The organism is Chitinophaga pinensis DSM 2588 (assembly GCF_000024005.1).
Classification (GTDB): domain Bacteria; phylum Bacteroidota; class Bacteroidia; order Chitinophagales; family Chitinophagaceae; genus Chitinophaga; species Chitinophaga pinensis.
In genome coordinates this window covers 6,395,831-6,419,294 of sequence record NC_013132.1, presented here as the reverse complement: position 1 = coordinate 6,419,294, position 23,464 = coordinate 6,395,831, and the positions used below count along the sequence as shown (strand labels likewise).

Here is a 23,464-nt window from a genome sequence, read left to right as displayed (position 1 = left end):
ATAATCATGAAAAATATACTGCTACTCACGCTTGTCTGCGGTTTGGGCCTTCATACAGCCGCACAGGACACGACAATGCTTTCAGCACAAAAGAAGGAACTCACAGGTTTCCTGGCTGATGCTGATGCGAAACTGGCGACCTGCCAGCAACAATACTATGATGCACAGAAAGCCAAAGGTCATTATGATACGATAGGTCTTGGAGAATGGCGCTATCAGATGAAGTTGTTGAAATCAGCACGTAAGGCACAGGAGATCAACTTTATCCGGCAGCATCCGGATTATATGGTTAGTCTGGATGCATTAAAAGATGTGATAGGTCCGCTGCCGGACAATATAAAAAGCTATAATGCCCTGTACAATGGGTTGAAAAAGAATATCCGGCAGAGTGAAGCTGGTATCAACACCAAAAAGATGATTGATAAATACATGACCGTACGCGTAGGCGCCATAGCACCTGCATTTACGGCGCCTGATACCAGCGGACAGAATATAAGTCTGAAGGATTACAGAGGTAAGTATGTATTGATTGATTTCTGGGCCAGTTGGTGCGGACCGTGCAGGGAGGAAAACCCTGCTGTAGTAAAAGCCTACCAGCAGTACAAAGACAAAAACTTCGATATTCTCTCTGTATCGCTGGATCAGCCGGGAAAAAGAGCCGAGTGGATCAAGGCTATTCAGAAAGATGGTCTTAGCTGGCAGCATGTATCCGAACTTAAATACTGGGATAGCAATGTCGCGAAACTATATGCGATAAGATCTATTCCACAGAATTTCCTGGTTGATCCCAAAGGAAAGATCATCGCAAAAGACCTGCGGGGAGAAGCACTAGCAACAAAATTGGAAGAAATACTTAAATAGAACCATGCTTAAATACAACATTGCCTTAGCCGCCCTGATGGCTTTGGGCGCCGGTGCCCAGGCACAGAAGAATACACCGGCAAAGAATACGCCACCAGACAGTACCACCAGGAAGACAGACTCATTATCTGCCGGTATCAAGCCCTATGACCAGGTAATCACCGCTAAAGCGACCAGTTATGAGGGTTTGTTCAAGGTACATTACCTGAACAGCCGCTACTATTTTGAAATACACGATTCACTATTGACCCGCGCTATCCTGGTAGTGAATCGTATCGGGAAGGCTGCTACCAGCGCCCGACCTAATATGACCGGTTATGCCGGCGACCAGATTGCTGAAAACGTCATCCATTTTGATAAAGGACAGGATGACAAAATACTGTTAAAAGTAATGCGCTTCCAGGAACGCTCCGGTGATACCACTGAAAATGGTATGTACAGAGCGGTGATCAAATCCAACCTGGAACCTATTGCGGCTGTATTCCCGGTAAAAGCATATAACAAAGCGGCACACACCACTGTCATTGATGTTACGGATATCTTAAACACGGAAAACGAAATATTCCATTTCGGTACACAGGTGAAGACAGCACTGAAGCTGGGTGCGATCCAGTCGGATAAGTCTTTTATCACCGGAATGAAGGCCTTCCCGATGAACATCGAGATCCGCACCATGCGCAGTTATCTGTCAGCCACACCAGGTGCTACCATACCTGACACCTATGAGTTGAACAGCTCTATGGTGCTATTACCAAAGGAACCGATGCAGGCGCGTTATGCCGATGCACGCGTAGGCTTCTTTGCCAGGGGCTATATAGATTTTGATGCGGATCCACAAGGTGTCAAAGCACGCTACCTGATCACACGCTGGCGTCTTGAACCTAAGGAGGAAGATGTTGAGAAATATAAGCGTGGGGAGCTGGTAGAACCCAGACAGCCGATCATCTATTATATTGACCCGGCCACACCTAAAAAGTGGGTACCCTATCTCATTGCAGGGGTAAACGACTGGCAGAAGGCATTTGAGCAGGCAGGCTTTAAAAATGCTATTAAAGCTTTAACAGCGCCTGAGAACGATTCTACCTGGAGTATCGATGATGCACGTCACAATGTGATTGTTTATAAACCCTCTTCGGTAGCCAATGCCAGTGGTCCTCATGTACACGATCCACGTAGTGGTGAAATCATTGAAACACATATCAACTGGTACCATAACATCATGCAGCTGGTACATAACTGGTATATGGTACAGGCAGGTCCGCTGGATCCGAATGCCCGTAAAATGGAATTCGATGATAAGCTGATGGGAGAGTTGATCCGATTCGTGTCGAGCCATGAAGTAGGACATACACTGGGACTTGCACATAACTTTGGATCCAGCTCCACCGTGCCGGTAGAAAAGCTGCGCGATAAGGCATGGGTGGAAGCCAATGGCCATACGCCCTCTATTATGGACTACGCCCGTTTCAACTGGGTGGCACAACCCGAAGATAACATAGGGGATAAGGGTATTTTTCCGAGAATCGGCGACTATGACAGATGGGCTATTCAGTTCGGTTATCGTTGGTATCCACAATTTAAAACGCCAAATGAAGAAGTCGCGTTCCTGAACAGGTTGGTGATTGATAGTCTGGCGGCTAATAAACGCCTTTTCTTTGGCAGCGAAAATGCCGGCAGTGACCCGCGTAGTCAGAGTGAAGACCTGGGTGACAATAACGTTCTCGCGTCTAAATATGGTATCAAAAACCTGCAACGTGTATTGCCGCAGCTCAGGAACTGGACCAGCGTCCCCAATGAAGGCTATGACAACCTGAAGAACATGTATGAGACAGTACTGCGTCAATACATCCTGTTTGGCGCTCATGTAATGAAGAGTATTGGTGGTGAATACCAGACCCTGAAAAGTGTAGAACAGCCAGGTGTACAGATATCTCCGGTGAGCTACCAGCAACAAAAAGAGGCCATGAAATTCCTGAACGACTATGTCTTCACAACGCCTAAATGGTTGATCAATGATACGCTGACTGCACTTACCGGTATTGACGGCGCCACTTACATAGGTGTAGGCCAGTTCAATGTAATCATGCGTCTGATGGCATCTGGTGCTATCATGACGCTTACACGTGATGCGGAGCTCCATAAAGGCACTAAAACGTATACTGCAGGTGAGATGCTTGATGATCTGAGAAATAGTATCTGGAGTGAGTTATACAACAATAAGCCGATTGACCTGTATCGCCGTAATCTGCAAAAGATGTATATCGATCAGGCTAAAAAGGCATTCAGACAGGTAAATGAGATCGTTGGCAGAAACAATGGCAACGGTACCATCTTCTACATAAACCCGGATCCTACCAGCAACGATGCATCTTCATTAATGCGCGCGCAACTGGTAGTCCTGCGTGGTGATATCCGTAAGGCGATACCTGTGCAGACAGGTGTTTCAAAATATCATTTACAGGATATTGAAAACAGGATCACGATGATACTGGAAGGTAAAGAGGCTGAGAATAAGTAATTGCTAACTATTCCTATGAATAAACCGGCGGCTGTGGGGAGACCTGCAGCCGTTTCTCTTACCTGCTTGTCATGCGGAAATATCAAGAAATAAGCACTAAATCAGTTATAGCATAATTTTCCAGCTCCTTACCTAATCTGTCGGGGTAACCACAAAGCGCAAAACCATGGGCTATTGCAAAGACGATCATCACACCTCTCACATCGTCAATTTCCGGATCGGTGTGTCTGACTTTACTTCCTTTTGGTATCATACCAGGCTTTCCCTCCGTTTACTTAAATTAACCGCTCTTTCTATCCGTGGACGGTTGTATCGTTGAAGGAATATAGGATAAAGATTTAGCACGATATTTAATATAAGCAGCCATAGCGACTTGAGAATGCCGAATTTGATGGCCACGAATACATTAAACGGGAGGACTATCAGCAGTATAATTACATGATCTAACTCTGACTTTTTTGTCTTGTAATATAGATTGGTCAGGGATGCGGTGCTTTTTGCTATTGGACTGGATTTTCTAATCACTGCTTCCCAGCCTATAACAACCAGGAATTTTCTGAAAAGATTGATTCCCAGGTATTCGTATATTTTTCCTCGCTGTTCCCATTCCTTTTCATTGTAGTAGGAAGAAGTAAGCGGGCTTTTTTGTATTTCAGTAAAAACAGAGACGCATAGCATCAAAAGGAAGTTTAGGGCCCAGGCGAATGCGAAACCATCCATTCTGACATAAATAGCCAGGGCGTAAATGGCTCCGATTGAGGCTACCGCGATTGAAGTTAAAATTAGGGTCTTTCTCATTTGTTTATCGTTAGCAAGAATATAGGTACAACTATCTTTATATTGCTCTCTCAGCGTCGCTGAAATAGGGTTAGGATGATTGATACTGTAGCAAATTAATCAAAAAAACAAGCCATTTTCTAAAGTACTTTTAAAAGCTTAAATTTCTTACACTTAAAACTAACTTATCATGAAGTGTCAACTAATTTTGTCGTTATTGCTTTTAACCACTTGTTTTGTTGGATTTGGTCAGGAAAAGGGCGCGGGAAAATCAAAGAAACAAAATGCTGATGTAGTTGAAAAGGGCTTAACTAAGATATCCATCTTGTACCCTTATGCCGAGGGTAAAACCTTCGATATGGTGTATTATGAAGCCAAACACATGCCCATGGTAGCCAGTTATTTAGGCTCAAATCTGGTGAAATATACCATTGAAAAGGGACTTTCCGGTGGTGCACCTGATCAGCCTTTACTTTATATGGCTGTTGGCGCATTTTATGTAAAGAGTTTAAGTGAATATCAGGCGGCTATCAAACCAAATTTAGATGCAATTCGGGCGGATTTCGCAAACTATACCAATGTGCTTCCTGTCGTTTTGGTGAGTGAAGTCGTAAAATAACCCGGATCTCCATCGTCATTCCCGCTATATAGCCGCCGAACCTGCGGCAGCATAGACGTATGGGCCACATTATCAATGCATATGATTCTTTTTAAATGGCCGAACACTGTTATGAGGTAAGTGCTGCATAGCAAATATACCCCGTCCCTATAATCCGATGCTGGCCCGGATAAGATGATGCTGTGAGAAGCGTCTATTGGCGGTTAAAATAAGCTTTAAGCAGAAAATGGAAGGAAATTCCCAATTTGATAAAATAAATTCCGTTTTCGATATAACATATATCCGCCGACCTGTGCACTTTTGCAGCCTAATTTATCTTTTTATATGGGAAGGCATCTGGGGAAACTAATTTCAGGACTTGCACTAATATTATCATTTTTCTTATTTAATATACCTGCCATCTATGCCAATTATATAGATGACAAGGCAACGGTCATCTCTGGTATCGTTGTTACCAATAATGGAGAACCTGCTCCGGGAGTGACTGTCATTATTCAGGAGCTGTCAAAGGGGGCTATTACGAATGAAAACGGTTTGTTTAATTTCAAGAATATTCCGGTTGGTACCTATCATCTGAAAGCGTCATTAATAGGTCTGGAGCCTGTTGTGATAGAGGTGAAGGCAGAAGAAGGCAGGGAAAACCATATTAGAATAACATTGAGCGCTTCTTCGCAGAAACTGGAAGAAGTAGTGGTAACCAGTGGTGGTAACCGTTTTGGCAGAAAGGAAAGCGTGGATGTTTCCAAAATGCCCCTGGCCAATATGGAGAATCCTCAGGTATATACTGTTGTCAGCAAAGAGCTGATGAAAGAACAGCTGATCACAGACTATAACAGTGCTTTTAAGAATGTACCAGGCGCCGGTGTAGCAGAAATCAGAAACCAGGGTAGAACGACATTTATTTCAAGAGGCTTTCCGACACCTCAGCTGGTGCGTAATGGGGTGAGCAGCTTTACCTATACAACGATTGACCCGGTGAACCTTGAGCGTATTGAGGTAATTAAAGGGCCATCCGCAACATTATTCGGTAGTACGGTATCTTCTTTTGGCGGTCTGTTTAACAGGGTAACCAAAAAGCCGTTGCAGAATGCCATGGGGGAAATTTCTTATTCGGGAGGAAGCTGGAACCTGAACCGCCTCACGATGGATATCAACTCCCCGCTGAATAAAGAGAAAACTGCCTTGCTGAGGGTAAATACCGCTTTACACAGTGAAAATAGCTTCCAGGATGCGGGCTTCACCAGAAGTTTTCTGATAGCGCCTAGTTTCTCCTATGCAGTGAGCGACAGGCTGACGCTTTCCCTGGATGTAGAGTTCAGCTTAAATAAAGCGACTTCTCCGACGCGTCTGGCACCTTATACCAAAGGAACGGCTAAGAGCATCGGAGACCTACATATTCCTTACAAACTTTCTTTTGCAAACAACACCATCACCTATGGCAGCCAGCAGTATAATATCTTCGCGCAGGCGAAATATATACTTTCCAAAAGCTGGACTTCCCAGACGATTGTTTCCCGTACAAGATCTTCTTCTGATGGTAATGTGGTGCAGTTGACAATGACCTCAGATACTTCATTGCGTCAGTCTGTAACTAACCAGGATTTTCCTTATTATGGAACGGATATTCAGCAGAACTTCATCGGCGACTTTAAAATTGGCGGTTTAAGGAACAGGGTGGTTGCCGGTCTGGATTTTTACAGCCTCAGGTCAACCCGTAATGATGCTACTGTAAATCTGACGCCTATAGATGTCAGAAAGCCAGGTGCGGGATATAACAACTTTACATTAGAAAAGGTAAAACCGCTCTTTGCAAATGCTACATATTCCAATTTTGTAGCCGGCAGAGAAGAAACCTACAGCGCTTATGTATCTGATGTGCTGAATATTACGGAGAAATTACTGGTAATGGCTAGCCTGCGTGTGGACAGGTACATGAATAAGGGTACTTACTATCCTGCCCAGGATTCAACAGCAGGCAATTATAACCAGACAGCTTTGTCTCCCAAATTCGGGGCGGTATACCAGGTCGTGAAAGACAAGGTATCAGTCTTCGGAAACTATATGAACGGATTTAACAACGTTTCAGGATCTGATTTTGAGGGTAATACCTTCAAGCCAACACAGGCTAATCAATGGGAGGGAGGTGTGAAATTCGACCTCAACAAGGTGAGTGCAACATTGAGCTACTATAATATCTCTGTGACTAATGTTACCCGTGATGATCCTGAGCATGCGACTTATTCCCTCCAGGATGGTACACAGTTGAGCAAAGGATATGAGGTAGAAGTAATCGCAAATCCGGTAAAAGGGCTGAACATCGTAGCTGGTTATACTTATAACGATAGTAAATTCACGAAGGCGAATGCGTCTGTAGATGGGTTGAGGCCGACTACTGCCGGTTCTCCTAAAGTAGGAAACCTGTGGATCAGCTACCGTCTGGCGTCGGGAGCAGCTAAAGGATTGGGCTTCGGTTTTGGTGGTATTTATGCCAGTGAGTATTATCAGACGAATACGACTGCTTTCAAATTTACCATTCCTTCCTATACGGTGCTGGATGCGGCTGTTTTCTATGACAAGCCGAGCTACAGAATAGGCTTAAAGGTGGATAATCTGACGAATGAAAAATACTGGTCATATCGTCTGGCGGCACAGAATCCTACCCGTGTTACTGGTAGCGTGACGTTTAAGTTTTAGAGATGTTATTTACAAAGAATATCAGAGGCTGGCCATTGGTCAGCCTCTTTTTTATGTAAAACCATAGGTATTTATTCACTGCGCAAGCTCTTTACAGGATTTATCATGGCTGCTTTAATGCTCTGAAAGCTGACGGTCAGTAGCGTAATGAGTAATGATCCTGCTCCTGCAACTGCAAAAATCCACCAGGATATATTTGTACGATATTCGTATTTTTCAAGCCAGTTTTCCAGAAAACAATAAGATGCTGGTATTGCAATAATAAAAGCAATGATGACCAGCAATGCAAATTCTTTGGAAAGTAAACTCCAAAGGGTGAAGACTGATGCCCCCAATACTTTTCGGACGCCCATTTCCTTCGTGCGTTGTTCGGCAACAAATGAGGCTAAGCCAAACAAGCCTAAACAGCTGATGAAAATTGCCAGAATAGCAAATCCCCAGGCAAGTTGTCCAATACGCTCTTCGACAGCAAATTTTGATGCATATTGCTGGTCGACAAATTTATAATCGAAAGGGCTTCCGGGGTTGAACTTCCGGAAAACAGCCTCGATCTTTTTTAAGGACTCGTTTGCGCTGTTTTGAGGATTTAACTTGATGTTGATGACGCTTGCCCAATTATAATCCAACATGAAAACAGTCTGGTAAACCGGTTCAAACGGTGAACCCATCAACATATCTTTGACGATACCTATTATTTGAAAAGGCTTACCATTCCATTTTACAGTTTTACCCACAGGATCTTTCAATCCCAGGTACCTGGCCGCGCTTTCATTTAACACCATTCCTGAAGAATCAGTGGCGAATGAGCGTGAGAAATCGCGGCCCGCAACAAACTGCCAACCTATTGTTTTGCCAAAGTCATGGCTTATGGCGACCGTTCCCAGTTGCTCTCTGAGATTTGGATCTTTTCCTTCCCAATCAAATCCAATTTGTCTTGATTTTAAACTAGTTGTCGGTGAGGAAGAAGTTGACATTTCAATAACTGCACCTGTTTCAATAAGCTCTCTTCGTAACGCATTATAATGTCCATACAGCTCCGGCGTGTTCATGTCAATCGTGATCAAAGCCTCGCGGTTGTAACCTACAGGTCGGTTTTTGGCATATTGAATTTGACGGAAAACGATGATTGTGCCAATGACGAGTGTAACCGATACAGTAAACTGGATAACTACCAATACCTTCCTTGGTACTGAAGCAAACCGGCCGGCCCGAAATGTGCCTTTCAGTACTTTAACCGGTTGAAATGAAGATAGATAAAGAGCTGGATAGCTACCTGCAATCAGGCCGGTTAGTATACTAAAACTTAAACCCAAAACTCCAAAAAGCGGCTTGTTCCAGGGGAGAGAAAGTTGTTTGTCGGCTATTTCATTGAATAGGGGAAGTACCAGGAATGTTAGAAGCAGTGAAAGTATAAATGCAAAAGCAGTGACCATCAGTGATTCGCTGAAAAACTGACCGACCAGCTGCGAACGTACAGAGCCAACAGCCTTTCGGATACCAACTTCCTTCGCCCGCTTCTCGGAACGTGCTGTCGACAGGTTCATAAAGTTGATACAAGCGAGGAGTAGCACAAATACACCGATGATCCCAAACAACCATACATACTGGATTCGTCCATCTACTTTGCCAGATTTGTCCCACCCTGTATACAGATGCCATCGGCTCATAGGATGCAGGAATATTTCTGGATTGGAGTAAGCGGTTTCGGGGAGGTGAAGTACCCTAAGGTTCTTTATCTTTTTTGAAACGGTAGCAAAATCAGAATTTTTCGAAAGCTGAGCGAGAATTTGCCAGGAATTGTTTTGCCATCCGGCGGTATTCTTGATCCAGGGTTCGGAGGAAGCGTATAATTCCCAGGGCGCAATAAAGGTCATCTCCCGGAACTCAGTATTGTACGGTAAATCCTCGTAGACGCCGGTAACTTTGACACTGAACTTATTGTCGATCTTCATGATTTTGCCAATCGGGTCGATGTCATCGAAGAGCACCCGCGCAACTGATGAAGATAGCATAATCGAAGCAGGCTCTTTTAGCCCATCCATTGTGCCCTGGACCATTTTTAACGTTAACATTTCAGGCGCCTCCGAACTCATATAGTTACCTGTCTTGGTAATCTTTCGATCGCCATAAGCCAGGACGTGATTCTCCATCCAGGCTGCAATAACGACATGTTTAAAATCATCCTGAAACTCTGTTTGCAAAATGTTCCTTAGCGGAAGAGGCATATATTCACCTACTCCAAATTCTCCGTTAACAGAGGCACTTTGCATGACTTTTGCGATCCTGTTATAATTTATATGGTATTTGTTATAGGACACCTCATCATAAATCCAGAGACCGATAAGCATCGCTACCGCCATACCCGTGGCAAGCCCGGTAATATTGATGATAGAATACGCCTTCTGTTTGAGAAGGGTTCTGAACGCGATTTTGAAGTAATTACGTATCATTTCATGGCTTAAATAAGAGGTTGACGGATATGGGCATTGCTGGCCAGATCGGCATTGCTTGAAGCAGGCATGAGCCAGATATTATCAGTTCCGATCAGCAATTGTCCCTTACTGCTGAATCTACAATAAGACCAAATAGCCTGCCTGGATGTTGTGTTTATGTATTATATTGATATATAGCTACTTGTGAAATTTTTGTGCGATTAAAAGTGTCCGGTACTGGACATGCCCTGTCCGTCTACGGAACGCAGTTGCCGGGAAGGAGAGTGGGAAAGAAAATTGCTTAATAAAGGGCGTAGTTAACTTATAATTGATATTATATACGTGTGTATATAACATTCTTTTTTTCTAATTGACGGGTTAAATGCTCGTCTGCCCGCCAGTTTTGAGTTCATAATTACCGTGTGCGTATGGATACTCTTTATTTTTCTCCGTTGAAATTCAATGTGTATGCCTTATAATATTTAGGTCACAATCCATTGTTTCTCTGCAATAATACTGTTATTTGGTTTTCCGTCGATTTCAATCTGTTTTCAAATAGGCCGTTGCGAAAAAATATCTGCCTAAATAGGTGCTTTTCATTTTAATTTGGTGATTTACGAAAAGTTCGTAGATTTACGAATAATCGTAGTTGTTTGTTTCTAAAAGCATGTTTATGGAAAAGCTAACGCAGCAGGAGGAGCTGGCGATGCTCGCAATCTGGAAAACCGGTTCCGGGTCTGTAAAGGACTTTCTGGAGAACCATCCTTCGCCTCAGCCGCCATATACCACATTGGCTTCCACCATCAGAAACCTGGAAAAGAAGGCGTATCTCACAAGTCGCAAGGCAGGTAACCTCTACGAGTACACACCTGCTATTGCAGAAGAAGAGTACAAACAGAAATTCATGAATGGTTTTGTGAAAGATTATTTCGAAGACTCTTACAAGGCGTTGGTTACTTTCTTTGCAAAAGAGAAGAAAATCACACCTGAAGAACTCAGAGAGATTGTAAGAATGATCGAAAAAAAGTAACTGCTTATGCTTATTTATCTGTTAAAAGCCAACATCGTACTGATTCTTTTTTATCTGGCGTATCGCTTTGGATTAAGGCGACTGACCTTTTACACATTGAACAGGTTTTTCCTGATTGGAGGGATTGTATGTGCGGCTGCAGGACCATTGATAGACCCTTCTGTGTTTATTCAGCAACACCATGGACTGAATGCTGTAGCAGAAACGCTACCAGATCTTTCTATGTTTAAGCGGATTGAAAAACCGCTTATGCACGTGGTACTGGAATATATCTTCTGGGGTGGAGTAGGGGTGATGATAACACGATTGGCCATACAACTACTGTCGTTACTGAAGCTGCACCGAAATACAACAAAAACGCTGTACGGTAAAGAACAACTGCGCATTACGGAACGGCATGTCAACCCATTCTCTTTCATGCGTAATATTTATATCAATCCGTCCCTGCATAGCGCTGAAGAGTTGACCTCCATCATCAGACATGAACAGGTACACGTAAGACAGTGGCATACGCTGGACGTTTTGCTGGGAGAATTGACCAGGATCTTTTACTGGTTCAATCCCGGTGCGTGGTTAATGAGTATAGCTATCCGCGAGAACCTTGAGTTCATCACTGACAGATGTATACTCGAGCAGGGAATGGATGCAAAAGCTTATCAATACAGTCTGATAAAAGTAAGTGGGATCCCATATGCGACGGCCATCGCAAACAATTTCAATTTCTCACATTTAAAACAAAGGATCATGATGATGAACAAGAGAAGATCATCCCGCTATCATTTGGTGCGTTATGTAGTATTAGGCGCGGTCATGGGGCTCGCTGTGTTATCACTGAATTTCACCAGAGCAGCTGTAAAGGTGGAGACGTCTGCCAGACACATTGCTACGATGTTCTTTCAGTATGACACTGTTAAACCGGCGCCAGTTCCTTTTTCGGTACCGCCACCTCCACCGCCGGTACCACCCACTTCTGCCGTTAAACATGTAAAGGGTAAAGCAGTGCCGCCGCCTCCACCTCCGGCGCCTCCTGCTGCACCAGCGCAACCTGTTGTAGAAGAGATCAGAATGGAGCCTGTAACAACGCCTATTCCTGCGTCTGCTATGGGATCGCTGGTTGAAGACGTCGAAGAAACGCCGCTTCCCGGCGGAGGTGTGGCATTAAGGAAAATAAACCCGGATGTTAAAATGAAACCGGTGTTTTTCGTAGATGATATCCGCTATGGAGTAGAGCCACCTGCAGGCCTGAATAGTAATGATATCAGCTATATTAATGTCTTTAAGGGGGAAACAGCAGTTAAACTGTACGGCAGTGAGGCTAAAGATGGCGCAGTACTGATCTACACCAAGGCTTATAAAGGGGATGCCAGTATGAAGAATGCTCAGCCGTTAAAAACGGTCACTACTGTTGACGGTGTTAAGATTCAGACAACAGGAACAAATATCCCGGCAAAGGCTGTTGAGAACACCAATTACGATCCAAATCACAGTACCAATTACAACAATAAGCTCAATAATCTCAATGGTCAAAAAGCACAATCCGTAAACGGTGGCACCCATTTGACCAAAGTTCAGGCTACTGATGCAGCTAAACCATAAATTTATATAACGTCATTACTGCATAGGAATTGAATAACAAGGGGCTGCTCATTTTGCCGTGAGCAGCCCCTTGCTCTTTGCGCCGGTGCAAGTGATCCCGGAAACCCGTTTTGGCAATATAAATCCTCAATAAGGCAAAATAAAAGCAGGCATTTGTTCCGAATTTTGAACTTTTATGGCAAACAGATATCATTAATAGCCGGATTAATTGTCAATAGCAATGGTGTCAGTTATTCTCTTAAATTTATAGATCATGAAACAGGGGAAAGCAGTTACAGTAAATACGCGAAATTTGTCAGAGATACACCGGGATTACGGATTGCCTGTTCCCGCACATCCATTGATCAGTTTGATTGAATGGCCCAAACACCAGATACCGAAAAACAATTTCTCCGGAGCTATTGTGTCTGGATTTTACCGTATTACCTTTAATACAGGTTTGAGTGGTAAATCTAAGTACGGCCAGGGCTATTATGATTATTCAGAAGGAGGGATGACCTTCGTAGCACCGACTCAGGTGATCAGTCCCTGTGTTTATGATGTTGCCGATGACTGGTCAATGTACACGCTATTGATCCATCCGGACTTTCTTTGGAATTATCCAATTGCTAAAACCATCAAACAATATGGCTTTTTCTCTTATAACACCAATGAGGCGCTCCATCTTTCAGATAAAGAAAAAAGCACCATCATTGCGATATTTGAAAATATTCAGGATGAACTGAATAGCCGGATCGATGACGTCACCCAGAATGTTATTATCGCCCAGATCGAGTTACTGCTGAGCTATGCTGACCGGTTCTATAAACGACAATTCATAACCCGGAAGGTCGTTAACAACGATTTATTGCAAAAGATGGATGATATGCTGGATGATTACCTGAACAGCGACAAGACCCTCAGCGAAGGTATTCCTACCGTGCATTTCCTGGCGGAGAAGCTGAATGTATCGCCGAGTTATCTGAGTGATATGGTGCGGTCTGTTAATGGACAAAGTGCCTTAGGTATCATCCATCAGAAAATCATCGAAAAGGCTAAGGAAAAACTTTCGGGTACCAATATGTCTGTTAGTGAGGTTGCATATGAATTAGGCTTCGGGCATCCATCATCGTTTACAAAATTATTCAAGACAAAGACCAATCTGTCACCATTGGAGTTCCGAAAGTCGTTCAATTGATATTTTCATCTGCCTGTTTTCAATTGCCTATATAAACCAGAGATGTAGACAGTCTTCCCTCCTAAGTCTCTATAGAGCGCACCCGGCATAATCTATACGTTCATTACACTGTGCAGCTGGGGCATTATTTGTACCCTGTTGCCGAAGGCTTACGTGCAACCAATCGGACGTCGGTGTAATGCTGATGCAATTGGCGCTTAACTCCTTTCTGTTAAAATAATAGCCGTGGCAGCATCAAAGCCAAAAACGGCAATGTAATACCGCAAAATGGCAAAATCTACACGCGGGCATATGCTGAACTTTGTCAGCAAATAAATCAGGTGTGATTTCACACTTATTAAAACAAAATATAGGAATAAGATGAAGATTGGAATTTTGAATACCGGAAATATCGGTTCAAGACTTGCCAGGGCCTGGATGGCAGCGGGACACGAACTGGTCATCGCCCAGGATGGGGATTAAGGACTAGTATAAACATCACCGGAAGTAGCACAAAAAAGGCTTTGAGATCATTGATCTCAAAGCCTTTTTTACATAGGTAATTAGATTATGGCTGAGTGGGCTTGTTTTGAGTATTGTCTTGCCAGTCGCGTACAATGACTTCCCTGTGTTTTTTACCCCAATCGGAAAGGTCGTAAATGAGATTCTGTAGCGACCAGCCATATTCAGTGAGGTTGTATTTAACAGAAACGGGTTGGGTATCTAATACAGTACGCCTGACCAGTTTATTTTCTTCCAGATCCTTCAGCTCTTTACTTAGCTGTTTGTTGGAAATACCGTGAAGGTCATTCAGTATATCGGAAAACCTTCGCTCGTTATAGTAACACATAGACGAAATAATGGAAATTTTCCATTTTCCGTTCAGTACATCCATCGCGTCATGGATCGCCATGATGTCTCTTTTGGGACAAAGCTCTTCTGTCATAAGTTACTTAGTTACTTGAAATATACCGTTACTTTTAGTTACAAAGTAACCAAAATAAATTGATGTGCGCTAAGTTTGCTGGAAATAATAAAACATCTGAAAAAAATGAGTTTAGCAAACAAAAACGTAGTGATAACCGGTGGTAGTACGGGTATTGGATTAGCCACCGCAAAACAGTTTATTAAAGAGGGGGCAAATGTTTTGATCACCGGTAGAAGCGCAGGCAACCTGCAAAAGGCGGCTAATGAGATTGGTAGTCCGAACCTGAAAACGGTGATAGCTGACACCTCAAATTTTGAAGGAATCGAAGCCCTGAAAAAAGCAGTTGCTGAAAGCGGTCAAAAAGTTGATGTTCTTTTCCTAAATGCCGGTGTCGCTTCGTTTGCACCAATCGCGCATGTCAGCGAAGCCGATTTCGATACCCAATTCAATACAAATGTTAAGGGGCATTTTTTTACACTGCAAAAGCTGATCCCACATTTAGCGGATGGTTCGTCCGTCACTTTCACCTCTTCTGGTGTGGCAACTAGCGCTGCTGTAGCTACTGCTGTGTATTCCGCTACAAAGGCTGCATTGAATAAGATCGCAGACATAGCAGTAAATGAACTGGCAGAGAGAAAGATTCGTGTCAATATCGTCAGTCCGGGCCCGATAAAGACACCCGGACTGGATTCCGTAGCGCCTCCCGAAGCACAGGCTTACCTTGCAGCAAGTACCGCGCTTCAGCGTGTAGGTACGGTAGATGAGATCGCAGGTGCTGTTGTGTTCCTTGCCTCAGATGCGGCGGGATATATCAACGGAGCCGATATCGCAATTGACGGTGGTTTCATACAATACCATTTGAAATAATTTTTATCAGGTATACTGAAAATCTTCGGTATACCTGATTTGGCAAAGCATTGCCCTAAAACGGCAAAATGTAAGAGGGTAGCTTTGCTGAGATTTGCCATAACAAATCAAAAGAATGTTATGGCACAAGGAAATGAATTAAAAAATGACAAGATTTTAGCCAATGTAACAGCGCTCGTAACTGGTGGATCACGTGGTATCGGCCGTGCGATTGCAGAGCGTCTTGCAGCTGACGGTGCATTGGTTGCAATTACTTATAATGCAAGTAAAGCATCAGCTGAAGAGGTTGTTGCTGGTATAGAAAAAACCGGAGGTAGCGCTTTTGCACTATATGCTGACCTTGTAGACGCTACGGCAATTCCCGCTTTATTTGAACAGCTGGACAATGAGTTGAAGAAGCGAACCGGCAGCAACGCGCTGCATATCCTGGTGAACAATGCTGGTAACTCCGGCTGGGGTGGTCTGGCTGACGCGACACCGGTAAGTTGGGATACGATGTTCGCTGTCCATGCACGTGCACCTTTTTTCGTAATACAATCTGCTTTGAGCCGCCTCGTTGATGGCGGACGGATCATCAACATTTCATCAGGAGCAGCTACCCGTCCAATGTCGGTAGTGCCTATCTACTCAGCCGCTAAAGCGGCCATTAATAATTTGACACATTCTCTTGCAATCGAGTTGGGGTCGCGTGGTATCACTGTAAATGCAGTAGCGCCGGGCTGGGTAAAAACAGATATGAACGCTGCTGTACGTGAAAACGTGGACATTGTAAAGACTGTCATTGGCGATACTGCGCTGGGCCGCTTCGGCGAAACTTCGGACATTGCTGCCGTAGTTGCCTTTCTCGCCTCGTATGAAGGCCGTTGGGTAACTGCTCAGGTGATAGAAGCGAGTGGTGGCTATAAGCTATAACCATAGAGAATGTCAAAACAATTTATTTTATAGCAAAAAGGACCACAGGTGCTCTCTGACAATTGCATTCCCATAAAATAAAAGCCCGGCTTAGAAGAGTCGGGTTTTTATTTTATGCGCCCTTGTAAAAGAATTCGAACCAGATTATGAGATATTTCGCTAAGCTTATCTGCTCCTCTATTAAATCAGACGCTCTCAACTATACAAATCCAGCTTTTTCAACTGAAATGCTATATCCTGTTTGGCCTTTAGGAATGTTTTTAAGTCTATTTCTCCAGATTCTTTCTTTTGCCTGATACTGAGGAGTTGTTCGTTCAGACTCATTCTTTCTTTTTCTGTTGCTGACAACTCTTTTTGAGGATAAATTTTGTCGAGTTCATCTTCTACATTTGTTGTTTTACTCAATACCTCGTCAAGCGTATTCCCTAAATACACACAACTCTCATCATCTCCAATACATCCTGCCGGAACAAGAAGAATTGAGGGGCCGTTTTGAAGGTTTCTGAAATCATAGACATAAAATTTGCCACCACCATTGAGCGCGATCGGTAAAAGATCTGGCGCCCAGATTAAGAAACCGTATGTAACATACATTTCTCTGATCGCTTCAAGACTGAAAAATCCAAATTCTCTTTCGCCGTTTATGATACCACCGCCATTTGAATATGCTAATAGTTGCTTGTATTCTTCAGGTAATTGTAAATAAGGGGGGATCTGAAAATCAGTTAGTATCTTCCCCTCTGTATAGTTAGAAATACTATTAAACTCTTTTTCAGCGTATGGTTGAAGGAAATAATTATCTTGGATTTCTTCTTTTAATCCTTCTTCTTTGTTAAAGAACGTATATTTTGAGTACCACATTGGCTTGTATGATTATGCGTATTGATAAGAGTTCTTTCAGGCTAGTAAAGATAACCTTCTTTTTGTCAGATTCCTGTTCATGTAAGTATACAAGAAATGATTGTTTTCTTGTTGAAAGTTGTATTGATGGTGTCCATTTGGCGAAAATAATGAAACAGCTAATTGAAGAGCGTTAAAATAGTATAATGGCAGCTCTGGGTAATAACGCTACATATGACCGTCATATTTACTAGTAGTTTGTTAAAATAATGGCTAATAGTTGCTCTGGTCTTGAAAGATTCTATAATTTCCCATTTTCTTTTTCATCTAAAAAAACACAGTTGAAACTCCCTTTCAAATACCTCGTCATTTTTATCCTTATAAATCCAAATACTGTATTTGGACAATTAACAACTGTAGACTCAACAAAACTTTCGTTCATTGCTTATTGTGGCGGAAGAAATGAGAAGCCTGAAGATTCCACTCATTTAGATTGGGCAAAGCTTGACCAGGATATCATAAAAGAAAAAATCAATAAGCTACCAGCGATTGGCTACTCTGTTACTGAGATACAAAGGCTAATCCCTCATTTTTTAGATGGCAAATACAATTGCCTTAGTATAAACGAAGATTTAGGTTATGGTTTGAAATCAACAAAGTATACTATCTACGGAGGCTATGGTTCCTGCAATGTCGACGCTATCTATTGGGGGGACACTGTTCTGAAAATAAGATTGACGATTGACAATCATAGAGAAATAATAGAAAAATATTTGCTCAAAGAGATCCAACTACAATTTGAATGTGTGAACGGGCAAGTCTGTTATGAAAAGGTATATGTCGAAAACGTACAAAAGTATTTAAATGAATCGGGACAGCTAGTTTTAGAATCGGCAGATACCAATTATCGTAGGCAACAAGCGATTAATTATTTTACAGATGTTATGACGGGTGGGACTTTTGTCAAACCATTTTATATAACATATGGCTTAGGTAGTGAAACGTTTAATCATCTTCGGTTTTTTATTGTCAACAAAGATTATAATGCATTGGAAAGCATCCTATTTTCTCCAAGTCCGACCAGCAGACTTTTTGCTGCCCGAACATTGGTATATATGAAGGATAATTATAACTACAAACCTACCTCAATCACAAATAAACGAATGAAAGAAGCTTTAGCGAGTGCTCAATTAGTACGTAGTGGCATACTTAGTTGTTGGATTGGCAAATTTGAATATGATTACTATGATATTGTTGGAGATTTTGAGTGCCTTTTGGCGACGCAGTAACAGGCATATGAGGTGAGTATTATAAATACTGTCAAAAAAATATATTATTCTTACATTCAACCGCAAAATAATACAGCAACTAAAAAGTGCATTATGATATTTAAAGACTTTGACCTTTCTAATTTCTGGGAAGATAGCGAATATGCGTTGCAGGAATATGTTGGCCAGGCACCTTCCGACGAGCTTATTGCGAATATCGAAGAAGAACTGGGTTTTAAACTACCTGCTTCATATATTGAATTAATGAAGTTGCATAATGGCGGAATCCCTAAAAACACCTGTTTCCCGACCAGCGAAAACACTTCCTGGGCGGATGACCATATTGCTATTACAGCAATACTGAGCATAGGGCGGGAAAAACCATATTCCTTATGCGGGGAATTGGGCAGTCAGTTTATGATTGATGATTGGGGATATCCCGACACTGGCGTCTATATTTGTGACTGTCCATCTGCGGGACACGATATGGTAATGCTGGACTACTCAAAATGCGGAAAAGACGGGGAGCCCGAAGTGGTGCATGTTGACCAGGAATCGGATTATAAAAAAACCTTTTTGGCTAAAGACTTCGAGACTTTCATCAGAGGGCTTGTAAGTGAAGATATATACGATACTTCTGCACAAGACCTGATTGACACACTGGAATCTTTTAAAACAGGCCGATTCTCAGATACACTACAGCAATACTTTAAGAAAGAGACGGCAATTAACTTCGATTCTGTTTTAAGGAATCTTTTCACTGAGCTGAGTAAAGAAAAAGGGTACTTCGCTTTGCACGGTGATCCACTTTCTTATCTGGCCTACGATGTTCAATTTTACCTGTTAACGCTAAATAAGGAAATTAAGTCAAAAGCAGCTTTTGTAAAAGCATACCTGCCAATGGTAGCAATGGGAAACAACGAAATCTCAACAGGTGGGTATGCGGATTTTTTCAAGGATTGGTTTGATGAAAGAGTTGGTAATAAGCAAATAGTACAGACAGCGGGTAATTTTGAGTTTAGCGAGGACTACAAAAACCAGTTCTTTGAGCAGGTTAGGAAATATGAATAAGGGTCTGCTCCCAATTTGATCTTCTTCTTCCGGTCTCTTGGTAAAATCCTATCTCCGTTTAACGGGTAAGAATATCGGGTGCTCGGACATAGCCCAGGATTATCAACGGTGTATCCAGGAAAATGGGATTATTGGGAAAAAAACAAGCTCTGGCATATGGAAAGCAATTGCAGCTTTCTATGAATGTTTATTGCTTACGAGTGGAGATAATAAAGTTTGTTGTAACTTAGAACACCCTGTTGTGTCGCAAATTCGTATATCACCCTCGAATAAGGCGCATATGACCCTCATAATGACACCTTAGCCCCAAAATACTGTTACAATGGACACCATAATCATAAAAAGATCTACAGATCCTAATATTGAGGCAAGCCTTGGCTGGCTGCTGGTAGTTGTGATACCGGTTATCTTATTTTCGTATGCATTGTTTACAGCAAGGCATAGGCATGATGCTGTCGTGTATGGCATTATTATAATTGTTTTTCTACTTCCTTCTCTTGTCAATTTTCTTGCTACCCGCATTCCTTTAAAAGCCTCGATAATAATGTCAGATAGAGAATTGCTACTGTCGCCAGGCAAAAGTATTTATAGCAGCTTTGCTTTTTGGCAAAAGATCAGATCCGGATCTGAAAAACGTCTGCTATGGGGAGATATAACAGGATTCAGATTGATGACACGTGATAAAGAATACATAGTGTCTCCTACCGATGGGAGCGGGGCTGCCACATATACAGCAACCAGATGGTACCTTCATGTGGATGGTAAAACGAAAAATGACGAATTTATCTTTTGTATTCATGGTCTGGAAGAGGCTCCTGATAAAATATTGTCACTTTGTAATCATTTTTTAAAGGAGTATGAAGGCGCAGGAAACCGGTAAGCCAGTTTGCTTCAAAGAATCGCTTAAATAACCGCAGCTAATATGAATAACGGAAGGATGACAAGGGTTATCGCCCCAATTGGGGGAATCGGGTTCAGTAGTATTATTCTTGCTGTTGCAAGGATAATATTGTGTATCTATGTGTTAGGTACTGATCCTTTATCTCCTGGATTCGGATATCTCATAGTACTGCTGTTCTGTATTTCGGTAACAAGACATCTTTTTCTTTATTTTAATAAGGTTACACCAGATAACATACTTATTTTTTTTCTTGACCTGTTTACTCCCTGCTTATATGGATTTGTACTATACCATATGCTCTCCGTATATGAAGCTAAGTTTTTGTCGGTTTTAGTCAGTATTTTTCTGCCTGCGGTTGTTTACTACTATCTATTTGCCGGCGAGACTAATCATAGAATGGATAAAGGGATTTTTTTGGCCGGGTTGTTTTGTTATGTGCTGCCGTTTCTGCTTGTATTAAATTATTCATTCGATTTTTCACATCCTGTAATTGAGAGATATTTTCTAATAAACAAGTCTTTAGCAACTACCGGATCCGATACTGAAGGATATAGCGATAATTATTATTTCGACCTTATCCATACTGATAGCATTGCAACGATTGCCCATTGGGAGGATGTAGAAGAGAAGAGTTGTGCGTATTATAGCGATAATTGGATGTATAAAGTGATTAAACTTAGAAATGAAATATTTCTGATATCAGGCAAAACGACGCCACAAAACCGTAAGCCACAATGTTCTTTTTTACTACGGAGAATTAATGGTCCTGTCTTTAGAAAAGTTGCCACAGAACGGCAGTATTCACATTTCGAAAGAGGAGATACTTTGAATATGGAAAAACGTAAAGGGCTTTTGGGTATAGAGTGGTCGCAGCTTTTAATGATCCGGTGATAAAGATACAAACAAAAAGTCCGACTACTTGAAGCTGACCTTTTATACCACCTGGGCATTAGACACCCGAACCCAATATTTAGCGATTTAGCTATGCTGATGTAAGCTTCCGGTAGCCAGCATCTTCGGCATGTTGACGGGAAGATTCGATCCACGCGTGTTCATTTACAATATCGTAGATGAAGAATATTGTCATGCAATGGTGCTAATCCGATGTAAAGATGCAGGTGTTCTGTGAGGAAGATGAAATCGCTCTTTCTATGTTAAAAGAATTGGCAGAAGTAACTCGCCGCTCCTGTAAAGATGCTTCGACGAAAGAATCACATCCAGATCAAACTGTTAGACCGACAATTATTAATACGATACATCCATTTGCAGGGATAATATCGGCATTGGGTGCCAGGATCATTTTTCATTAAGCCGTTAAGTAATCATGTTATATAGATATTCAATCAATGCTTAGTATTTTAATTATATTCGTTTTAATCTAAACGTCTATTATTAAATTTATGTGTATTGACCTTACGACAACTAATTTCAGGGTGCGACATTCTCAGTATATTTCATTCATTCATGCGATAAATCAATTTATCATGAACATGTCAAAGATCGCCACCCTCTTCCTATTTCTCTTACTTACCACCAATCAGGTTTTTAGCCAGTTAAAAACAAAGCCTGACACCACTATTGTGACCAGCGATGGAGTAAAGTTATTTCTGAAGGTTAGTGGACATGGAAAACCCTGCATCTTTGTGCACGGAGGACCGGGTGCATGGAGTAAATCTTTTGAAGCCTTAGGCGGAAATGTGCTGGAAGAGAATCTCGCCATGTATTATTATGACCAGCGAGGGTCTGGCCGATCCACATCCCCGGCAAATAAAGATTATAGTCTCGCCCGGATGGTTGAAGACATTGAGGATGTTCGCCGGGTAACAGGCGCGGATAAGATATACTTACTTGCGCATTCCTTCGGTGGTATCCCCGCATATCAATACGCCCGGAAATATCCTGCGCATGTGGCGGGATTAATCCTGTTGAATGCTACCCTAAGTATCAATCATTCCCTACTTAACCAGATCGGCTATATCAACAAAATCTTGGGCACCAGTTTTACCACTGCTGATACCAACGCCATTGTCCCCACCTATGTCGCTGCAATTACTGCGCTTCGTGAGAAAGGCAGAGGCTTTCAGATGTTGTCAGATAATAGCAGTAATGTAGCACTGCTGGACAGCATAGACAGGTCTGCCCCGAGAAACTACGATTTCGGGCGTGTGGCTCTCTCAATGCCGGAATACTTCACAGATTTCAGACTTTCTACCGCTGATCTTAATGTTCCTGTGCTAGTCATTTCCGGTGCGGCTGACCATAACATTGGCCCTGACCACTACCGGTCTTTCCGCTTCCCTAACCAGCGTCTTAATATCATCCAAGGAGGCCACTTACTCTATTACGAAAAGAACACCGACTTTAAACGCGCAGTCACCCGTTTCCTGCAGTAGCAACTATCCACTGACTCCTGCGGGAGCGCCTTATCGAAAACATCATTCAGCAGGGCTTTCCCTACCGAACAAACAAAGGCAACATTTTTGTTGCATGTTAGATTTTTGTGTCTGAATTTGGATATCAGCATTATGTAAGGAGGAGTAAAAATGCGCAGTTAAGATTTGAATTCTTTTGTTAGGTAATCATGGCATTGTCATGACAAACTGGAACGATTCGAACTGCTTATTGATTGACAAATAGTATTTATACAAAGTCGCGATAAACAAAAACGCTTCAAGTTCAATGACTTGAAGCGTTTTTGTTTATCATGATTCCAGATATGAGGAACTTGAAACCAAATCTTTGATTTATTGCCATCATTAAGTGGCCTGTAATATTTTTTAGTCAAAATAGTACTACAAAAGTTCGAGGTTTATTTTGTGTTTTGAAAAGAAGGTGGTCGCTTTGCTATTGACAATGGTATTTATTATTGTGATTATATCTTAAACTTAATTATTTGTAAATGAAATATTCTTTATCTTACCCCGTATAGCCGAAAGCGATACTAAAAGTTGTATTGATGCCATTTTAGGGCTGGAATAACTAAGTTAACGGCTT

20 protein-coding genes are annotated in these 23,464 nt (G+C 42.2%); 15 read left to right on the top strand and 5 right to left on the bottom strand.

The window, feature by feature from the left end; translation table 11 throughout:
- Positions 1-6: 6 nt before the first annotated feature.
- A complete protein-coding gene (locus CPIN_RS25490) occupies positions 7-861 on the top strand; it encodes a peroxiredoxin family protein (protein WP_012792743.1) in 855 nt (284 codons plus the stop codon).
- A 4-nt stretch (positions 862-865) separates the two neighbouring features.
- Complete coding sequence (locus CPIN_RS25485) at positions 866-3,379, top strand: zinc-dependent metalloprotease (protein ID WP_012792742.1); 2,514 nt, start codon at positions 866-868, stop codon at positions 3,377-3,379.
- An 82-nt stretch (positions 3,380-3,461) separates the two neighbouring features.
- Here CPIN_RS25485 and CPIN_RS39055 read toward each other — a convergent pair whose 3' ends face one another.
- Together CPIN_RS39055 and CPIN_RS25480 are read right to left on the bottom strand one after the other, a co-directional pair.
- Positions 3,462-3,632 (bottom strand): hypothetical protein, encoded by a 171-nt coding sequence (locus tag CPIN_RS39055; RefSeq protein ID WP_012792741.1) that lies wholly within the window; start codon positions 3,630-3,632, stop codon positions 3,462-3,464.
- Positions 3,629-4,177: a glycosyl-4,4'-diaponeurosporenoate acyltransferase CrtO family protein gene (locus tag CPIN_RS25480; RefSeq protein ID WP_012792740.1), complete on the bottom strand. Its 549-nt coding sequence runs from the start codon at positions 4,175-4,177 to the stop codon at positions 3,629-3,631. Before CPIN_RS25480 ends, CPIN_RS39055 begins: the two co-directional genes overlap by 4 nt.
- 169 nt (positions 4,178-4,346) lie before the next feature.
- Between CPIN_RS25480 and CPIN_RS37450 the strand changes: the two genes are divergently transcribed.
- Both CPIN_RS37450 and CPIN_RS25470 read left to right on the top strand, forming a co-directional pair.
- Complete coding sequence (locus tag CPIN_RS37450; protein ID WP_012792739.1) at positions 4,347-4,775, top strand: EthD family reductase; 429 nt, start codon at positions 4,347-4,349, stop codon at positions 4,773-4,775.
- Between the two features lie 324 nt (positions 4,776-5,099).
- On the top strand, positions 5,100-7,469 hold the full coding sequence (locus CPIN_RS25470; protein WP_012792738.1) for a TonB-dependent receptor: 2,370 nt from the start codon (positions 5,100-5,102) through the stop codon (positions 7,467-7,469).
- A 71-nt stretch (positions 7,470-7,540) separates the two neighbouring features.
- Here CPIN_RS25470 and CPIN_RS25465 read toward each other — a convergent pair whose 3' ends face one another.
- The gene (locus CPIN_RS25465; RefSeq protein ID WP_012792737.1) at positions 7,541-9,919 is read right to left on the bottom strand and encodes an ABC transporter permease; all 2,379 of its coding nucleotides are present in this window, start codon (positions 9,917-9,919) and stop codon (positions 7,541-7,543) included.
- 655 nt (positions 9,920-10,574) lie between these two features.
- Between CPIN_RS25465 and CPIN_RS25460 the strand changes: the two genes are divergently transcribed.
- From CPIN_RS25460 to CPIN_RS38725, 4 genes are all read left to right on the top strand, one after another.
- Positions 10,575-10,931 (top strand): BlaI/MecI/CopY family transcriptional regulator, encoded by a 357-nt coding sequence (locus CPIN_RS25460; RefSeq protein WP_012792736.1) that lies wholly within the window; start codon positions 10,575-10,577, stop codon positions 10,929-10,931.
- 6 nt (positions 10,932-10,937) lie between these two features.
- Positions 10,938-12,527 carry a M56 family metallopeptidase gene (locus CPIN_RS25455; RefSeq protein ID WP_012792735.1) on the top strand — a complete coding sequence of 530 codons (1,590 nt, stop codon included), beginning with the start codon at positions 10,938-10,940 and terminating at the stop codon, positions 12,525-12,527.
- 253 nt (positions 12,528-12,780) lie between these two features.
- Positions 12,781-13,704, top strand: a complete 924-nt coding sequence (locus tag CPIN_RS25450) for a helix-turn-helix domain-containing protein (RefSeq protein ID WP_012792733.1) — start codon at positions 12,781-12,783, stop codon at positions 13,702-13,704.
- Between the two features lie 360 nt (positions 13,705-14,064).
- The gene (locus CPIN_RS38725) at positions 14,065-14,166 is read left to right on the top strand and encodes an NAD(P)-binding domain-containing protein (protein ID WP_222838151.1); all 102 of its coding nucleotides are present in this window, start codon (positions 14,065-14,067) and stop codon (positions 14,164-14,166) included.
- 85 nt (positions 14,167-14,251) lie between these two features.
- Here CPIN_RS38725 and CPIN_RS25445 read toward each other — a convergent pair whose 3' ends face one another.
- Entirely contained in the window at positions 14,252-14,629 is a 378-nt protein-coding gene (locus tag CPIN_RS25445) for a winged helix-turn-helix transcriptional regulator (protein ID WP_012792731.1), read from the bottom strand.
- Between the two features lie 105 nt (positions 14,630-14,734).
- Here CPIN_RS25445 and CPIN_RS25440 point away from each other — a divergent pair, with 105 nt between their 5' ends.
- Positions 14,735-15,478: an SDR family NAD(P)-dependent oxidoreductase gene (locus CPIN_RS25440; RefSeq protein ID WP_012792730.1), complete on the top strand. Its 744-nt coding sequence runs from the start codon at positions 14,735-14,737 to the stop codon at positions 15,476-15,478.
- A gap of 120 nt (positions 15,479-15,598) precedes the next feature.
- A complete protein-coding gene (locus tag CPIN_RS25435) occupies positions 15,599-16,390 on the top strand; it encodes an SDR family NAD(P)-dependent oxidoreductase (RefSeq protein ID WP_012792729.1) in 792 nt (263 codons plus the stop codon).
- Between the two features lie 195 nt (positions 16,391-16,585).
- Here the strand turns inward: CPIN_RS25435 and CPIN_RS25430 are convergent, their stop codons facing one another.
- The gene (locus CPIN_RS25430; RefSeq protein ID WP_012792728.1) at positions 16,586-17,251 is read right to left on the bottom strand and encodes an SMI1/KNR4 family protein; all 666 of its coding nucleotides are present in this window, start codon (positions 17,249-17,251) and stop codon (positions 16,586-16,588) included.
- Positions 17,252-17,571: 320 nt separating this feature from the next.
- Between CPIN_RS25430 and CPIN_RS25425 the strand changes: the two genes are divergently transcribed.
- The 5 genes from CPIN_RS25425 to CPIN_RS25405 all read left to right on the top strand — a co-directional run bounded on the left by CPIN_RS25425 (position 17,572) and on the right by CPIN_RS25405 (position 22,863).
- Positions 17,572-18,519, top strand: coding sequence for a hypothetical protein (locus CPIN_RS25425; RefSeq protein WP_148230639.1), 948 nt, complete (start codon positions 17,572-17,574; stop codon positions 18,517-18,519).
- A 93-nt stretch (positions 18,520-18,612) separates the two neighbouring features.
- Positions 18,613-19,569, top strand: coding sequence for an SMI1/KNR4 family protein (locus CPIN_RS25420; protein WP_012792726.1), 957 nt, complete (start codon positions 18,613-18,615; stop codon positions 19,567-19,569).
- 322 nt (positions 19,570-19,891) lie between these two features.
- Entirely contained in the window at positions 19,892-20,449 is a 558-nt protein-coding gene (locus CPIN_RS25415; RefSeq protein WP_012792725.1) for a hypothetical protein, read from the top strand.
- A gap of 42 nt (positions 20,450-20,491) precedes the next feature.
- A complete protein-coding gene (locus CPIN_RS25410; RefSeq protein WP_012792724.1) occupies positions 20,492-21,361 on the top strand; it encodes a hypothetical protein in 870 nt (289 codons plus the stop codon).
- Between the two features lie 593 nt (positions 21,362-21,954).
- A complete protein-coding gene (locus CPIN_RS25405) occupies positions 21,955-22,863 on the top strand; it encodes an alpha/beta fold hydrolase (RefSeq protein ID WP_012792722.1) in 909 nt (302 codons plus the stop codon).
- The last annotated feature ends 601 nt before the right edge of the window (positions 22,864-23,464 follow it).

Bases quoted from the DNA above. Each gene is read 5' to 3' on its own strand.
- CPIN_RS25465 (WP_012792737.1), bottom strand. From the start codon at position 9,919: ATGATACGTAATTACTTCAAAATCGCGTTCAGAACCCTTCTCAAACAG.
- CPIN_RS25430 (WP_012792728.1), bottom strand. From the start codon at position 17,251: ATGTGGTACTCAAAATATACGTTCTTTAACAAAGAAGAAGGATTAAAA.
- CPIN_RS25480 (WP_012792740.1), bottom strand. From the start codon at position 4,177: ATGAGAAAGACCCTAATTTTAACTTCAATCGCGGTAGCCTCAATCGGA.
- CPIN_RS25410 (WP_012792724.1), top strand. From the start codon at position 20,492: ATGAATAACGGAAGGATGACAAGGGTTATCGCCCCAATTGGGGGAATC.
- CPIN_RS25440 (WP_012792730.1), top strand. From the start codon at position 14,735: ATGAGTTTAGCAAACAAAAACGTAGTGATAACCGGTGGTAGTACGGGT.
- CPIN_RS25420 (WP_012792726.1), top strand. From the start codon at position 18,613: ATGATATTTAAAGACTTTGACCTTTCTAATTTCTGGGAAGATAGCGAA.
- CPIN_RS37450 (WP_012792739.1), top strand. From the start codon at position 4,347: ATGAAGTGTCAACTAATTTTGTCGTTATTGCTTTTAACCACTTGTTTT.
- CPIN_RS25460 (WP_012792736.1), top strand. From the start codon at position 10,575: ATGGAAAAGCTAACGCAGCAGGAGGAGCTGGCGATGCTCGCAATCTGG.
- CPIN_RS25415 (WP_012792725.1), top strand. From the start codon at position 19,892: ATGGACACCATAATCATAAAAAGATCTACAGATCCTAATATTGAGGCA.
- CPIN_RS25485 (WP_012792742.1), top strand. From the start codon at position 866: ATGCTTAAATACAACATTGCCTTAGCCGCCCTGATGGCTTTGGGCGCC.
- CPIN_RS25445 (WP_012792731.1), bottom strand. From the start codon at position 14,629: ATGACAGAAGAGCTTTGTCCCAAAAGAGACATCATGGCGATCCATGAC.
- CPIN_RS25405 (WP_012792722.1), top strand. From the start codon at position 21,955: ATGAACATGTCAAAGATCGCCACCCTCTTCCTATTTCTCTTACTTACC.
- CPIN_RS25455 (WP_012792735.1), top strand. From the start codon at position 10,938: ATGCTTATTTATCTGTTAAAAGCCAACATCGTACTGATTCTTTTTTAT.
- CPIN_RS38725 (WP_222838151.1), top strand. From the start codon at position 14,065: ATGAAGATTGGAATTTTGAATACCGGAAATATCGGTTCAAGACTTGCC.
- CPIN_RS25435 (WP_012792729.1), top strand. From the start codon at position 15,599: ATGGCACAAGGAAATGAATTAAAAAATGACAAGATTTTAGCCAATGTA.
- CPIN_RS25470 (WP_012792738.1), top strand. From the start codon at position 5,100: ATGGGAAGGCATCTGGGGAAACTAATTTCAGGACTTGCACTAATATTA.
- CPIN_RS25490 (WP_012792743.1), top strand. From the start codon at position 7: ATGAAAAATATACTGCTACTCACGCTTGTCTGCGGTTTGGGCCTTCAT.
- CPIN_RS25450 (WP_012792733.1), top strand. From the start codon at position 12,781: ATGAAACAGGGGAAAGCAGTTACAGTAAATACGCGAAATTTGTCAGAG.
- CPIN_RS39055 (WP_012792741.1), bottom strand. From the start codon at position 3,632: ATGATACCAAAAGGAAGTAAAGTCAGACACACCGATCCGGAAATTGAC.